The 15,407-nt window shown below is 68.8% G+C and carries 12 protein-coding genes; 6 read left to right on the forward strand and 6 right to left on the reverse strand.

What is annotated here, in order from left to right; all coding sequences use genetic code 11:
- Nucleotides 1–294, reverse strand: a 294-nt coding sequence (locus ADK66_RS30815; protein ID WP_197281569.1) for an endo-1,4-beta-xylanase, incomplete at its 3' end; no start/stop codon positions are given.
- A gap of 489 nt (nucleotides 295–783) precedes the next feature.
- Here ADK66_RS30815 and ADK66_RS18675 point away from each other — a divergent pair.
- Entirely contained in the window at nucleotides 784–1,353 is a 570-nt protein-coding gene (locus ADK66_RS18675) for a hypothetical protein (RefSeq protein WP_053657088.1), read from the forward strand.
- 84 nt (nucleotides 1,354–1,437) lie between these two features.
- Here the strand turns inward: ADK66_RS18675 and rox are convergent, their stop codons facing one another.
- The 3 genes from rox to ADK66_RS18690 form a co-directional block, all read right to left on the reverse strand.
- On the reverse strand, nucleotides 1,438–2,865 hold the full coding sequence (rox, locus tag ADK66_RS18680; RefSeq protein ID WP_053657090.1) for a rifampin monooxygenase: 1,428 nt from the start codon (nucleotides 2,863–2,865) through the stop codon (nucleotides 1,438–1,440).
- A 1,021-nt stretch (nucleotides 2,866–3,886) separates the two neighbouring features.
- Complete coding sequence (locus ADK66_RS18685; protein ID WP_053657092.1) at nucleotides 3,887–5,524, reverse strand: MDR family MFS transporter; 1,638 nt, start codon at nucleotides 5,522–5,524, stop codon at nucleotides 3,887–3,889.
- Entirely contained in the window at nucleotides 5,521–5,988 is a 468-nt protein-coding gene (locus ADK66_RS18690; RefSeq protein WP_197281568.1) for a MarR family winged helix-turn-helix transcriptional regulator, read from the reverse strand. Before ADK66_RS18690 ends, ADK66_RS18685 begins: the two co-directional genes overlap by 4 nt.
- Before the next feature lie 109 nt (nucleotides 5,989–6,097).
- Between ADK66_RS18690 and ADK66_RS18695 the strand changes: the two genes are divergently transcribed.
- Nucleotides 6,098–6,718: a TetR/AcrR family transcriptional regulator gene (locus ADK66_RS18695; RefSeq protein ID WP_053657096.1), complete on the forward strand. Its 621-nt coding sequence runs from the start codon at nucleotides 6,098–6,100 to the stop codon at nucleotides 6,716–6,718.
- A 68-nt stretch (nucleotides 6,719–6,786) separates the two neighbouring features.
- Here ADK66_RS18695 and ADK66_RS18700 read toward each other — a convergent pair whose 3' ends face one another.
- Both ADK66_RS18700 and ADK66_RS18705 read right to left on the reverse strand, forming a co-directional pair.
- On the reverse strand, nucleotides 6,787–8,277 hold the full coding sequence (locus ADK66_RS18700) for an arabinofuranosidase catalytic domain-containing protein (protein WP_053657098.1): 1,491 nt from the start codon (nucleotides 8,275–8,277) through the stop codon (nucleotides 6,787–6,789).
- A gap of 190 nt (nucleotides 8,278–8,467) precedes the next feature.
- Entirely contained in the window at nucleotides 8,468–10,303 is a 1,836-nt protein-coding gene (locus ADK66_RS18705) for an RICIN domain-containing protein (protein WP_053657100.1), read from the reverse strand.
- A 295-nt stretch (nucleotides 10,304–10,598) separates the two neighbouring features.
- On the opposite strand from ADK66_RS18705, the gene ADK66_RS18710 reads away from it, so the two are divergent.
- The 4 genes from ADK66_RS18710 to ADK66_RS18725 are packed head-to-tail and all read left to right on the forward strand — an operon-like array spanning nucleotide 10,599 to nucleotide 15,385.
- The gene (locus ADK66_RS18710) at nucleotides 10,599–11,834 is read left to right on the forward strand and encodes an extracellular solute-binding protein (RefSeq protein WP_053657102.1); all 1,236 of its coding nucleotides are present in this window, start codon (nucleotides 10,599–10,601) and stop codon (nucleotides 11,832–11,834) included.
- An 18-nt stretch (nucleotides 11,835–11,852) separates the two neighbouring features.
- Nucleotides 11,853–12,821 carry a carbohydrate ABC transporter permease gene (locus ADK66_RS18715; protein ID WP_053657104.1) on the forward strand — a complete coding sequence of 323 codons (969 nt, stop codon included), beginning with the start codon at nucleotides 11,853–11,855 and terminating at the stop codon, nucleotides 12,819–12,821.
- The gene (locus tag ADK66_RS18720; protein ID WP_053657109.1) at nucleotides 12,818–13,642 is read left to right on the forward strand and encodes a carbohydrate ABC transporter permease; all 825 of its coding nucleotides are present in this window, start codon (nucleotides 12,818–12,820) and stop codon (nucleotides 13,640–13,642) included. The genes ADK66_RS18715 and ADK66_RS18720 overlap by 4 nt, the downstream gene beginning before the upstream one ends.
- A gap of 30 nt (nucleotides 13,643–13,672) precedes the next feature.
- Nucleotides 13,673–15,385, forward strand: a complete 1,713-nt coding sequence (locus ADK66_RS18725) for an amylo-alpha-1,6-glucosidase (RefSeq protein ID WP_053657111.1) — start codon at nucleotides 13,673–13,675, stop codon at nucleotides 15,383–15,385.
- Nucleotides 15,386–15,407: the final 22 nt, after the last annotated feature.

The following is a 15,407-nucleotide window of genomic DNA, read 5'->3' on the forward strand; positions in this document are numbered from 1 at the left end:
ACGATCACCACCGGAATAGCTGAACCGACCCTGCTGCGGCTCGGTGGCATCCCACTTCATCTCATTCTCAGCCACCACACTGTTGAACTCGCGGTTCAGAATGTTGACGTACGTGCTGGTGGAGAGCTTGCCCGTCGCGACCGCGGCGCCGAAGTAGCGGCCCTTCTCAGCCGCCGCCGTGCGCAGGGTCGTCCCGGCGCTGGCGGTCGGAGCCAGGGCCACCATCGTGGCCGCGGTCAGTGCGCCGGCGACGGCGAGGATCACCGTCGCCCGCACGGCTTTCTTGGGTTTCATGTCGAGTCCTTCGTGGAGGTTGCAGCGGTGGTGGTACCCGACGTCGCTGCCGGCGTCGGTTCCCGGATGACCCGGGGTGGATCGCCGGCTGGCGCTGGACGTTTCGATCACAGTGAGTTCCGGGTCGGTCGTCCTGTGACGGTCGGCAGGCGCGATGTGCCCGCCGTGTGGCCGGCTGCTGCTGACACGGTGCTGATGCGACGTCCGCATGCCCTGGGGGACGTCTGGTCGTGAGGTACGACCAGCGGGCTCGCCCGGTGAGTCACAGCTACTGTCGTCCTCGACATCGACTGTGAGCGATAACATGCCGTTCGTCAAGTCGTAACGAAGGACATCTATCGAGCCGCCGCAAACGGGCTGCCAACCGCCCTGTTACCGGTAACAGGGCGGCCCGCGCCTGCCCTCACCGGCGGTCCGCCGTGCCCTCGGGCAGACCGGATCGGGTGATCCCAAGGATCGGCGCTATTGATCGGCAGGCATCATGTCGGCGTGAACTCAACCCTGGCCGCCCTCCTCGGCTCCGCGATCACCGCCTTCGCATCACTGCTCGTGGTCCTGGTGCACTCCCGAATGAGGCGACGGCACCAGGAACGGGCAGATCTGCAACGGGCGTACGTGCTGATCCTGTCCGGCGCCCTGCGGCTCGCGCACAAGGCCGAAGCGTTGCGGCAGACCAGGTACTGGCGTTCGAGCCTGCCGGAGGCGGGCAACGAACTGTTCGCGGGGCACAAGCCGCTGGGACCCATGGCGCTGCACGACTGGCTGGCCCGGGACATGACCACTGTGGAGAGCGCCTGGTCGCAGATCTGGACCCACGGCGACCAGGACGGCATCGCCCTCGCCAACGGACTCATGACCGCGTTCAACGGGGTGATGGTCGCCGCCATGCAGTGCAGCGGCACCGAACCGTTCGAACCGTCCGACGAGATGACGATCGCCAGCCGTCGCCTCGGCGAGGCACGCCGGCAACTTGCCCTGCACGCCCGCCGGGTCGCGAAGCTGGGGCCCCGCGACGTGGACCTGTTCACCGACCGGGAATACGGCCTCGCGGCGGGCTGACAGACGTACCGGGGTGCTGCGCCTCGGTGACGCCGGCTGACGCCGACAGTCCGTGTCAGCCAGCGGCTGACGACGGTTTGTCCGTCAGCCGGCGGCTGCGCCGAACCATCGACGCAGCTGGCCAACCAGGCCCTGCTGGTCGTCACCGGCCCAGGCCACGTGACCGTCCGGTCGCAGCAGCACCGCCGGCGCGTCCACCTCCTCGCTGACATCGACGACGTGGTCGACCCGGTCCGCCCACCCCGCGACCGAAAGCCGGCCGGTCTGGTCGAGCAACAGGCCGCGCCCGCCGTGCATCAGCTCGTAGAGCCGACCCCCCTTCAGACGTACGTCCCGCAGGTGCCGGCCGAGCAGGTCGTGCCCCGCGCCGAAGTCGTAGCGGACCCCGATCGCGGTGACCTTCTCGATGAGGTGACGGTTCACGTCCTCGAAGTCCATCAACTCCGCCAGCAGCCGACGTACCGCCTGGGCACCTGGCTCGGTGGACAGCAACTCCATCTGGGCCCGGGTGTTGTCCAGTACGTCGGCGGCGACCGGGTGCCGTTCGGCGTGGTAGCTGTCCAACAGCCCGTCCGGCGCCCAACCGTTGATCTCTGCGGCCAACTTCCATCCCAGGTTGAAAGCATCCTGGATGCCCAGGTTCAGCCCCTGCCCACCGGTCGGAGGGTGGATGTGCGCCGCGTCGCCGGCCAGCAGCACCCGACCCGTCCGATACCGCTCGACAAGCCGGGTGCCGTCACCGAACCGAGACAGCCAACGCGGCGAGTGCACGCCGAAGTCAGTGCCGGCAACGGCCCTCAACTGCCGCTTCACCTCATCGAGCGTCGGCGGCGCGGACCGGTCCTCCGCCAACCCCTCAGCCGGTACGACAACCCGGTACACCCCCTCCCCGACCGGCCCGACACCGAACCGGAGCTGCGTCTTGCGGACCTCCGCCACCACAGTGGCCACCGTCTCCGGCGGCACCCCCACCTCCATCTCACCGAGCAACGTCTCGACCCTGCTCGGCTCACCGGGGAAGCCCACGCCGAGCAGCCTGCGTACCGTGCTGCGACCCCCGTCGCAGCCGACCAGGTACCGCGAACGCACCTGCGCCCCGTCGGCCAGCTCGACCGTCACCCCGTGCTCGTCCTGACGCAGCCCGACCACCGCACAGCCGCGCCGCACCTCGACGCCGACCTCGACAGCGCGCTCCGCCAACAACCGGTCGGTGATGGGCTGCGGAATCCCGAGGACGTACGGGTGGGAGGTGTCCAGCCGACCCGGCGACGGTTTGGTGATGGCGGCGAAGAAACCACCCACCGGAAACTGCCGGCCGAGCGCGAGGAACCGCTCCAACAGCCCGCGCTGATCCAACACCTCAAGGCTGCGCGCGTGCAGACCCAGCGCACGAACGTACCTGGTCGGTTCCTCGTCCTTCTCCAGCACGAGCACGCGTACGTCATGCAGCCGCAACTCGCTCGCGAGCATCAAGCCGGTCGGGCCCCCGCCGGCAATGATCACGTCAATCATGAAAGGCATTCCCCCATTCGCCACGGTTGCGTCCGCGCCAGCCGTCCAGCGCGATCCGCGCGGCACACCCCGCCTCGTTTCCGCAGGCTGTGGCCTCGGCTGGGAGATTCTGCGGTACGACCCGGGTCTTGCCGCAAGACCCCGGGTGCGGTATATGTTGAAAGTGGCAGGGAGTGCGACTCTTGCCTCCTGCGTCCAGATTTGCTCAGCCACCCCTTCGGTCGGCGCATCGCCCACCCCTTCGGTCGGCGCATCCCTCAGCCCGCGACGCCCTTTCCGCTCATCGTGTCCCCGCCACGACGGCATCCCCGCCCCACCGTGACGCGGCGAGCGAGGCGGCGCAGCGCCATCGGGGCCATGGCCCATGCGGCGACAGTGCGATCAATGCGTCCGGGCCGCCAACGGGCGAGATCAACACGGGCTCCTTGAAATCGGGGTATCCCGCCATCAAGGACACCGCGATTTCAAGGAAACCGAGTGGATCTTCTCCGAAATCTCGGCAGATGAGAGGAACTGACCAGCGGATGGGAGGAAGCCGCGTCAGGCATGCGATCCGCGCATGAACCCATTCGGCGCGACCCTCCAAACGCGTCATTCGCCGGCACCGATCGCCCCGGCTCACGCGTCGACGGACCCGCACGACTGCCGCCTCAGAACAGGCAGCCAGGCCCACACGCCAGCAACGCCAGGCCCACACGCCAGCAACACGCCAGCAACGCCAGGCCCACAGGCCAGGCAACGCGCCAGGCAACGCGCCAGGAACGCCAGGCACCAGGAACACCAGGCGCCAGGCAACGCCAGGCGCCAAGCAACGCGACGACGCCGCCGACAATTCAGCGCCCGCCAGTGCGGCAATCGTCGAGGTGCACTGCACCGAGCGGCAGGAGCACCAATAGCGGCAGGAGGCGTCCGGGCCTGGCAGCCGATCTGGCTCGCCACCGAGGTGCCGGGGCCGCCACCATCGAAAGTCGGTGGCGGCCCCGGTTCACGCCTTCGTGCGGGTTCGACGTCGGGTCTGGCGTCAGCGGCGGCGCGTCGGTTCCTTCGACGTGTCCACTACCGATGTCTGGTCGAACGCGGGAGCACCGTCGACAGCGTCGGCTGCCACTGCCGTCGAGGTGGCGGCATCCGGGAGGTCCAGGCTGGTCCGGAGGGTGACGGGTCGGAGCAGCAGCGCGGCGATGACGCCTACGACAGCGATGGCGGCGGAGATGAGGAAGATGTGTCCGGTGGCGTCGCCGTACGCGGCACGGACGATCTCCTGCACCCCCTCGGGCAGGGCGGTGATGTTGAGGTTGCTGTTGCCGTCGTTGCCGGAGGTGGGGATTCCGGCGGCGGCGAGGTCGTGGGTGATCTGGTCGTTGACCCGGCGGGCGAGGATGGCGCCGAGTACCGACACACCGATCGTGCCGCCGAGGGACCGGAAGAACGCGACGCTGGAGCTGGCCGCGCCGATGTCCTTGAGCGAGACCGTGTTCTGTACGGCGAGGACGAGGTTCTGCATTGTCATACCGACACCGGTGCCGACGATGAACATCGCGACGCCGACCAGGACGAGCGACGTCTCGTGGTCGACGGTGCCCAGCAACGCGAACCCGGCGACGAGGGTGATCGACCCGGCGACGATGTACGGCTTGATCTTTCCGCTCTTGGTGATGAGTCGTCCGGCGATGATGGAGGACAGCAGTACTCCGGCCATCATCGGGATGGTGAGCAGGCCGGCTTCGGTGGGGCTGTAGCCGCGGCCGATCTGGAAGTACTGGCCGAGGAAGACGGCACCGCCGAACATGGCCATGCCGACCGCGAGGCTGCCGAGGATTGCCAGTGCGGTGGTGTGCTGGCGCACGATGTCGAGCGGGACGACAGGCTCGCTGGCCCGCGACTCGACCCAGACCGCCAGTGCGAGCAGGATGACCGCGCCGCCCACCATGGCCGCGGTCTGCCAGGAGACCCAGGCGAACGAGCCGTCGACGAACGAGATCCAGATCAGCAGTACGCTCACGCCGGCAGCGATCAGTCCGGCGCCCAGGTAGTCGATCTTGACGTTCTCACGGCGCGCGGTCGGCAGGTGCAGGGTGGCCTGGAGCAGGATGAGCGCCACGGCGGCGACAGGCACGCCGACGAAGAAGCACCAGCGCCAGCCGAGCCATGACGTGTCGACGATGAGGCCGCCGAGCAGTGGGCCACCCACGGTCGCGACCGCCATGACGCCACCGAGGTAGCCGTTGTAGCGGCCCCGCTCACGCGGCGGGATCATGGCGGCGATCGCCACCTGGACGAGAGCCTGAAGGCCACCGACCCCGATGCCCTGGAACGCGCGGGCGGCGATCAGTTGGCCAGCGGTCTGCGAGAACCCGGCGATGACCGAGCCGAGCAGGAACACCACGATGGCGACCTGGATCAGGACCTTCTTGTTGAACAGGTCGGCCAGCTTGCCCCAGATCGGGGTGGTAGCGGTCGCGGTGAGCAGGGTGGCGGTGACGACCCAGGTGTACTGGGTCTGCGAGCCGTTCAGCGCTCCGATGATCTTTGGAAGAGCTGTGGAGACGACAGTGCTGCTGAGCATCGCGACGAACAGCACCAGCAGCAGACCACTGAGCGCTTCCAGCGTTCGCCGATGGGTCATCGGCTCAGCGCCGGTCATGGTGGGTGCGCTCATCGCGCGGCCTCCAGGTTGTCGTGGTTTCCGAGGGCAACCTCGATGTCGCGGGCGAACCGTCCGAGGGCGCCGCTCAGCGCGTCGACCTCGTCGGGGGTCCAGTCGGCCAGCGCCCGGCGCAGCACGTCGCCGTACCAGCCAAAACTCTCGGCAAGGGCGGCCCGGCCGGCCGGTGTGACAGCGAGGAAGCTCGCCCGCTTGTCGGACGGGTCGGGCCGCCGCTCGACCAGACCGTCCGCGACGAGCGCCGCGATCGAGCGGCTGACCGTGGACGGGTCCAGTCGGGTGCGCTGGGCCAGCTCACGGGCCTGGCAGCCGCCGGAGGTCTTGTCGATCTGCATGAGCATGCCGAGCAGGCCCGGCGCGACGGCCTGCCCCTCCTCCGCCCGGTGCTGCTTCAGTAACCGGACAGTCCGCACCAGGTCGTACAGCCGAAGGCCGAGTTCCCCCGCGGTGCTGTCCACGCCCTGCCCCTCACATCTAGTTGGTTGCCTCACGCAAGCATCTACCGATCTTGCCCACTAGGCAAGTTTGCTCGTTGAGAAGCGCATCACCCCCACTACGCTGGGGCCGATGGACGAGATCACCGGGCTACGGGAGCGCAAGAAGGCGGCCACCCGACTCGCCCTGCACGAGGCGGCGCTACGCCTGGCTGCCGAACACGGGCCCGACGGCGTGACCGTGGAGGCGATCGCCGACGCCGCGAACGTCTCCCGGCGGACGTTCTCCAACTACTTCTCCAACAAGGAAGAAGCGTTCTTTCACGGCGACACCGTACGCCTGCGGCGGCTGCTGCAACTTGTCCACGAGCGGCCGGCAGACGAGCCGCCGTGGACGGCGCTGAGCCGGGCGGCGGAGCGCTTCACGCCCGAGGCGTTCGGCGGGCGGGACCGGTCCTGGCTGCCCCGACGCCGACAGTTGCGTGGATATTCCGGCCTGGCCGCACATCAGGTCGCGGCGTACACGGCGATCGAGCGCGAACTGGCGACGGAACTCGCACCTCGGCTCACGGGCGCGGACGTGGCGCTGCGCGCCCGCCTCCTGGCCGCGACGTTCCTGGCGATCCTGCGCGTCGCCATCCAGCACTGGATCGACCACCCGGACGACCAGTTGCTGGACACGGTGCGAGCCGCGCTCGCCGAGGTCGCTCCCCCGCCGGCCGACCCGGATCGTACGAGCGCCGCCGACGACTGACGTGACCACGCCGCGCCGGCCACCACCCACTGTGCGGTGATGACCGGCGGGCGGGTTGGCGCGCCGGCTCAGCGGTAGCCGGCGGTCACCACGTTGGCCTGCACCGCGTTCTCGGTCGCGTCGGACGGATAGCCGGCGACCATGGCTCCCTCGTAGAAGGTGCCGGCGCTCAGGTTCGCGCCGCCGTCGGGCTTGCAGCAGTCCCCGCCGCTACCCAGGATGATCGCGCCCTGCTTCTTCATCGGGCTGTATCCGGGCGGGAGCGAGCCGTCCCAGAGGGTGTAGAGGCTGCCCGACTGGGCGTTGCTGCCCTTGATGGCGAACCGCGAAATGCCGTTGTTCTTCAGCGTCGCGGTGACGAACTTGCTGGTGAAGGAACGCTGGTTGGGGTTCCAGGTCTGGCTGCCACCCGGGAACAGACCCCATTCGAGGTCCGCCTGCACCCAGGGTCCGGTGCCGGAGCAGCCGCCGAACCAGCATTGGGTGCCGAAGTTGATGGCGTCCATCGCCCCGGCGGCATCGGCCTTCCTCGTCGTCTCACTGTTGCCGTAGTCGAAGCAGCAGCCGTTGTTGACGTGGGTGCCGCTTGTCACCATGTACATGCCCTCGGGAGCGGCCCCGGTCGGCACGCCGGTCAGGTGCCCGTCGCGCCAGTAGCTGTTCCCCGGGTTGATGTAGAGCGAGTACGCCTTGGAGCCGCCCACGGTCAGGGACTCCGAGGTCGCCACCGCCGGCCTGCTCTGCGGCGAACCGGGAACCACACTCGACCCCTGGTACCAGAGGTCGTTTCCGCGCCCCGACTGGTCGTACACGACTGTCACCACGCACGTCGTACCGGCGCAGAACGCGTCCTGCGTCGCCGCGTTGGCGGTGCCACCGGCGTTCAGCAACCCGATGTCGCGGGACGTGTTGTCCGACGAACGTCGGACCTGGTAGAGGTTGCCGGCGTACGACCCGTAGAGCGCCCGCGTCGTGCTGTGCGCCGCCACACACGGGGTGCCGCCGGAGGCGTAGATGTCGCAGGGACGCGCGCCCGTCGGCGGCGGAGTCGTCGGAGGCGGTGTGGTCGGAGGCGTGGTGGTCGGCGAGGTCCACTGCTGGTTCGTGCCACCGTGACACGCCCACAGGTGGATCTTTGTGCCGTTGGTGGTGCCGTAACCACTGGCGTCGAGGCACAGCCCCGAGTGCACGCCGGTGATGGTGCCGTTGGCGTTGACGTTCCACTGCTGGTTCGTCTGACCGTTGCAGTCCCAGATGATCGCCGCCGTGCCGTTGGCGGTGCCCTGGCCGGAGGCATCCAGGCACTTGTTGCCGTACACGATGAGTTGTCTGCTCGATGTCCAGGTCCAGGTCTGGTTGGCGCCGCCCTGGCAGTCCCAGAGTTGCGTCTGGGTGCCGTTGGCGGTGCTGGAGTTGGGGACGTCAAGGCAGCGACCGGAGGGCACGCCGACGATCCGGGTGCTCTGACCCGGCTCGATGGCGGCGGCGGACGCCTGTGGGGCGGCAGGGACGGCGCCGACCCCGACGAGGGCACCGGCCAGAACGCTGGTCAGCACCATCAGCTGACGGACGCGACCGCGTCGCGGGTGACGGGCTTCCACCGGGGCATCAACTGGCCCGGTACGGGACGAGGGTTGCACGGGGGCGGCTCCTCGGAGTCGTCGAAGCGCGAGGGCTCGCCGACGCGCTACGGGTGGTGGGGTTGTTGCGTGGAAGCGGTGCAGGCACCTCGAACTCCCACGGTGACGCCTACCGGCCCAGGACCCGCCACGTCTGGTTCAACGGGCTGCCCTGACCGGTCGGGTTGCAGGTCCACTGGTGCACGGGTGCCCGGGGCGCCGTGGAGATCGTGCTGACATCGACGCACTTGCCACTGTGGCGGGCCACGAGTTGGTAGTCGTGCGAGTCGTTGCCCGCGTAGGTCACCTTGCGGAGGGTGAACTGCTGGTTGAGGCCGTTCAGGCAGGTCCACTGGTGCACAGCCGCGCCGTCGGCGGTGGAGACGCCGCTGACGTCGAGGCACTTGCCGCTCTGCTGGTTGACCACCGTGTACGTGTTTGCCACCCCGGCGACCGGACGGAAGTTCCAGAGCTGCTGGTCGCCGCCCTCGCAGTAGAACTGCTGCTGGACGTTGCCGTCCGAGGTGCTCAGTCCTGCGTTGTCCAGGCACTGCTGGGAGTGCTGGGCCACCGCCACCGACTGGAACCCGCCGTCCGACGGCGGCAGCAGGGTGATCGTGTACGTGTCGCTCTGGTTGGTGTACGGCAGGTTCACGGTGGCGTTGTTGTTTGCCACGCCGACGACGCTGTTCGAGACGGTGATCGGCCCCTGCACGGCACCGCCGCCGTTGTGCGGGATGCGTTGGACGAGAACCCGGACCTGGCTGTTCTGCACGATGCCGCTCGTCGTGTCCAGACGTTGCATGTTGACTGCCAGGTTGCCGGTGGTCCGACCGCCGCCGACGAGGACCTTCGCCGTGCCGGTCGTCTTGGTGGCGAACGCGTCGTACGACTGGCTTGCGGTCACCGCGACCACCTGCCCCGTCTGCCCGGCGTAGAAGCGGTACGCCCACCACTCACCCTTGGGCTGGTGCTGCCCTGCCGAGTTGCGGACCAGCAGGTTGCCGAGGTCGTTGTGCAGGTTGCCGCCACCGGCCCAGTTGGCGCGGAGGCCGTCGGCGCGCGCTCGCTCCAGACGGGCGATGTACCACGCCCCGTCGGCAGGGTTCTGCTCCTCAGGCGCACCGTACTCGTTGATCTGGTACGGGCGGGGGTGGGCGATGCCGCGCGGGTCGAGGGTGGCGTTTGCGGCGGCGACGTTGGCGACCGGGTCGCCTGGCAGCGAGTGCCAGCTGACGATGTCCGGCACCGTGTTCGTCGAGCGGACGAAGTCCAGGTACTGGTTCCAGAAGGTGTGCGTGGTCGACGGTACGCAGGCGCAGCTCGGCCCGACGATGAGCTGGTTGGGGAACTCCGCCCGGATGCGCTGGTAGGTGCGCCGCCACAGTTCGAGGTACTGGGAGATCGGCCGGTTCCAGAAGATGGTGATGTTGGGTTCGTTCCAGATGTCCCACTGCACGGAGAGCCCGGACGCCCGGACGTCGTTGACGAGGCGGCTCAGGAAGGCGTCGTAGTCGGCCCAGTTGCCGTTGTCGCCGGGGAAGCGGGAGATCCCGGCGCCGTCGGCGCCCCACAGGTCGTGCGGCAGCAGGATGAACTGACCGCCGAGGGCTACGGTGCGGCGTGCCTGGGCGACTGTGGAGTTCCACCGGCGGTCGTAGTTCCCGCCGACCCAGCCACTTCCCGGCAGCTGCGCTCCGCCCGCTCGCATGTACTGGAACTTGACGTCCCGGTAGAAGTGGTCGGGCGGGCCGCTGGCGTTCTCGGTCATGCCGTAGATCCAGCCGGACGCGCGGTAGGTCGGCGAACCGCTTGTCGTGGAGAAGTTGACGCTCATCGACTCGTCGGCGGCCTGGGCCGGAGACGCGGCGGCGACTGTGGTGGCGGCGACGGCGAGCAGGCCGGCGACGAGGCGGGCGACTGTCGCACGGGTTCGTCCTGACCTGCCACGGGACGGGGTTTGCACGGGGCGGCTCCTTGGTGGGGCGTGGGGGACGCTCTCCGGAGGGCAGCACTTGCGAATCGATTCGCACGGATCGTAGGACCGGATACTCAACCGTGTCAATGCGATGACGATTCGATGAAGCGGGCGTTTCCAGGCAACCGCACATCCGCGGCGATCAGCTGTTGACCTCCGGGCAGGGGCCGACCTATCTTCGGCCGAACCACTTGTCGAATCGATTCGCTTCCTCGCCGAACCGAAACGGCCCCCGACGGCCGATCCCACCCCACCTGACGATCGACGTGAAGTGAGGCACCAGATGACTCGACCCAGCCACAAGTGGCGCCTGGCCGCTGTCGCCGTGACGGCACTCGCCGTCGCCGCCGGCAGCGCCTGTTCGTCCTCCGCCGACGATCCCGGCGACGCCGCGTACGTCGTCTGGGATCCGTACCCGCAGTTCGCCGACGACTCGCAGTGGGTCGCGCTGCTCGACAGGTGCGGCACCTCCGCGGGGGTGACTGTCGAGCGGACCGGCTACGACACCACCGACCTCACGAACAAGGCCCTGCTCGCCGCCCAGCAGGGAAACTCGCCGGACGTGCTGATAGTGGACAACCCCGTCATCTCCACACTGGCAGAGGCGGGCACGCTCACCACCACCGACGACAACAAGCTCGACGTCTCGGCCATGGCACCGAACCTGCTCGGCGCGGGCCAGAGCGAGGGCAAGACGTACGGGGTGCCGATCGGGGCGAACACCCTCGCGCTCTACTACAACAAGGATCTGCTGACTGCCGCCGGCGTGGATCCGGCCACCATCACCGACTGGACGTCGCTGACCACGGCGCTCACCAAAGTCAAGACCGCGGGAAAGAAGGGCATCACCTTCTCCGCCATCGGCACCGAGGAGGGCAGCTTCCAGTTCCTGCCGTGGTTCTGGGGCGCCGGAGCCCAGTTGACAAGCCTGGACTCGCCGCAGGCGGCCTCCGCGCTGACGCTATGGACGGACTGGCTCAAGCAGGGGTACGCCCCCAACTCCGTCATCAACAACACCCAGACCACGAGCTGGCAGGAGTTCGCCACAGGCGACTACGCGTTCGCCGAGAACGGCACCTGGCAGTTGGCGAACGCCGAGAAGCTCGGGTTCTCGTACGGCACCATCGCCATTCCGGCGAGCGCCGGCGGTCCGGCGCCGGCGCCCACCGGCGGTGAGTTCGTCTCCATCCCCGTGCAGAAGAACACCGAGCGGTACGCGACGTCGCAGAAGCTTGTCACCTGCCTGACAAGTGCCGACAACCTGCTCACCACCGACACCACTCTCTCCTACGTAGCGCCCGTCACGGCCGTGCAGGATCGGCAGGCGGCGGCGGACCCGAAGCTCACGGTCTGGGTGCAGGCGGTCCGGGCGGCGAAGGGTCGCACCGGGGACAACCTCGGCACGAAGTACCCGAAGATCTCAGAGGCACTGTGGACGGCGGTGCAGGCTGCCCTGAGCGGTCAGAAATCGCCTCGTGAAGCGCTGAGCGCCGCGCAGGCCGCGGCGGCGACCAGGTAAGCGCGCCGAACCGACACCATGCCCCCGACGACACAGACCTCCACAAGCGCACGAGAGCCGGGTGCGACGGCGACGGCCGCCCCACCCGCGCCTGTCCGTGCCCGACGCCGACGCGGCCGATGGCAGGCCTGGGCCTTCCTGGCACCCGTGACCGTCTACCTGACCGCCTTCTACGCCTATCCGCTCTACCGCAATGTCGAGTTGAGCCTGCGCGAGTACACCGTCCGCTCGTTCGTGCAGGGCGGCGCGCCCTTCGCCGGTCTCGACAACTACCGGACCGTCCTGACCGACCCGGCCTTCGGGTCGACGCTGGCGCACACAGTGGTCTTCACCGGCGCGTCGCTGTTCTTCCAGTTCACCATCGGCATGGCTCTGGCGCTCTTCTTCCACAACCACTTCCCGCTGTCGCGCACGCTGCGGGCGTTGATCCTCATTCCGTGGCTGCTGCCGCTGATCGTCTCGGCGTCGACGTGGTCGTGGCTGCTCAACAGCGACTCCGGGTTGGTGAACGCGGCGCTCGGCGTCGTCGGGGTCGACAGGGTCAACTGGCTCACCTCGCCGGGCTGGTCACTCACCTCGGTGATCATCGCGAACGTCTGGATCGGCATCCCGTTCAACCTTGTGGTGTTGCACAGCGGCCTCCAGGCGATCCCGACCGAGGTGTACGAGGCGTCCGCGCTGGACGGCGCGACGGGCTGGCAGCGATTCTGGTCGATCACCCTTCCGCTGCTGCGTCCCGTCTCGGCGATCACCCTGCTGCTGGGGCTCGTCTACACGCTGAAGGTCTTCGACATCATCTGGATCATGACCAGGGGTGGCCCCACCGGCTCCTCCGCCACGCTCGCCACCTGGTCGTACCGGCTCGGTTTCGGCAATCTGCTGCCGGAGTTCGGGCCCGGCGCGGCCGTCGGCAACCTGCTCATCGTGATGGCCCTGGTGGCCGGGCTCGGCTACATCCGTTTCCAGCGGAGGCAGGACCTGCGATGACCGCCTCCCCGCCCCGCTTCCGGTGGAAGACCGGCGTCGGACTGCTGCTGACCGGGCTGATGCTCTTCCCGGTCTACTGGATGATCAATGTGTCGTTCACCCGTGACCAGGACATGCGGGCCACTCCCCCGCACCTGCTTCCGACCGACGGCACCCTGGACGGCTACCGCGCCGTGCTCGACCAGCAACTCCCGTACCTCGGCACCAGCTTCCTTGTCGGTCTCGGCACTGTGGCGCTGACCCTGGCGCTGGCCGCCCCGGCCGGATACGCGCTGGCCAAGCTCCGCCCGCCCGGCGGCCCAGCGCTGAGCTTCGTGCTGCTGATCGCGCAGATGATCCCGGGAATCATCATGGCCATGGGCTTCTACGCCGTCTATCTCCACCTCGGCGTACTCAACACGCTGCCCGGTCTGATCCTTGCCGACTCCACACTGGCCGTACCGTTCGGAGTGTTGATCTTCACGGCCTTCATGTCCGGGATCCCCGACGAGTTGCTCCAGGCCGCCGTGGTCGACGGCGCCGGCCGGCTGCGGACCTTCTGGTCGGTCGTACTGCCGGTCAGCCGCAACTCGATCGTCACTGTGTCACTCTTCGCGTTCCTGTGGTCCTGGTCGGACTTCATCTTCGCCTCGACCCTCGCCGGTGGCGGCGACCACCAGCCGATCACCCTCGGCATCTACCACTACATCGGCAACAACAACCAGCAGTGGAACGCCATCATGGCCACCGCCGTCGTCGCCTCCGTCCCGGCCGCCGTGCTGCTGGTCCTCGCCCAGCGGTACGTCTCCACGGGCGTGACGGCCGGCGCGGTCAAGGACTGACCATCCGCAGCGCAGAAAGGCAACCACCACATGACCGTCGCCTCGCCCGGTCCGGAGTTCCCCATCCAGGACATCCCCTTCAGCTACCGCGGATCCTGGTTCAACCTCTCACCTGTGGTCGCCGAGAAGACGTACGCCGACGATGTGCACCTGGTCTCGCACCAGATCGGCCTGCATCCGGTGCTGCGCCTCACCCCGGCGGTCGCCGGCACCACTGTCGTCGCCACGCCCGCGTTGCTGACCTGGCGCAGCGGCGCCGACCGGATCGAGGCCGTCTACGACGGGCCGGCCGCCCTGCGGATCCGGGGCCACCGCCTCGGGCTGCGGATAGCCGCGGCGGCGGACACCCTCACCCCGTTCAGCGGCACCTACCTGTACCTCGACCCGACCGACGGCTCGCACGTGTTCACCTCGTACGAGACCGGCCGCCGCTACCGGATCACACTGCTCTCCGGCGCACTCCGGCTGACCAACGGCGTGGAGGCGCTCGGCACCGCCGACCGGTTCCTGGACCTCGGTGGCGAGCAACAGTGGGAGATCGTCATCGAGGAGTACGCCACAGCGCGCCGGTCGTACATCCCGTCGGCCACCTTCGACGAGTCGTGCCGTCACCGCAGCAGCGAGTTCGCCGCGTTCGTCGACGCGGTCGCTCCGTGGCGCGGCGCGGAAACACCGGCCGCCGAGCTTGCCGCGTACGTCCTGTGGTCGGCCACCGTCTCCCCCGCGGGCTTCCTCGCCCGACCGGCCGTCCTGATGTCCAAGCACTGGATGGACAAGGTGTGGAGCTGGGACCACTGCTTCAACGCGATCGCCCTGGCCGCCGGCGAGCCGGAGCTGGCCTGGCACCAGTTCCACCTGCCCTTCGACCACCAGGACGCGGCCGGTGCCCTGCCGGACTCGGTCGCCCACTCCGAGGTCCTGCACAACTACGTCAAACCCCCCATCCACGGCTGGGCCCTACGACAGCTGCGCCGACGTCTTCCCCAGCCCCCGGACCGGGCGGCCCTTGCCGAGACGTACGACCGGTTGGCCCGTTGGAGCCGTTTCTGGCTGGACGCGCGTCGCGCCCCCGGCCACGACCTCCCCCACTACCAGCACGGCAACGACAGCGGCTGGGACAACGCCAGCACCTTCGACCACGACCGGGTCCTGCAAACCGCCGACCTCGCGGCGTTCCTGGTCTCGCAACTACGCTGTCTCGCCGACCTCGCCGTCGAGCTTGGCGAACCCGCCGAGCAGTGGTCACGAGAGGCCGACCGGGTTCGCACGGCACTGCTGCGTGACCTGTGGGACGGCGAACGCTTCGCCGCCCGCAGCCCACTCACCGGGCAGCGGCGGGCGAGCCGCAGCCTGCTCGACCTGATGCCCATCGCGCTCGGCGCGGACCTGCCCGCCCCGGTCAGCACCGCGCTGGCCCGGGGCGTCGAGGCTCACCTGACGACGCACGGCCTGGCCACCGAGCCGCCGGACTCGGCCCACTACGTCGCCGACGGCTACTGGCGTGGCCCGATCTGGGCACCCTCCACTGTGCTCGTCGAAGACGGTCTGCGGAGGGCCGGACACACCAGCATCGCCGACGACGTCAGCCGACGTTTCCTCGCTCTGTGCGAGAAGTCCGGCTTCGCGGAGAACTTCGACGCCGAGACGGGTGCCGGGTTGCGGGACCGCGCCTACACCTGGACGGCAAGCAGCTATCTCATCCTCGCCGCAGCCCAGGAGCAGCGGCGGACGACAGGCGGCTAGGCAGCGGACCGGGCACGGCGGA

It is taken from the genome of Micromonospora sp. NRRL B-16802 (assembly GCF_001279555.1).
Taxonomy (GTDB): domain Bacteria; phylum Actinomycetota; class Actinomycetes; order Mycobacteriales; family Micromonosporaceae; genus Micromonospora; species Micromonospora profundi.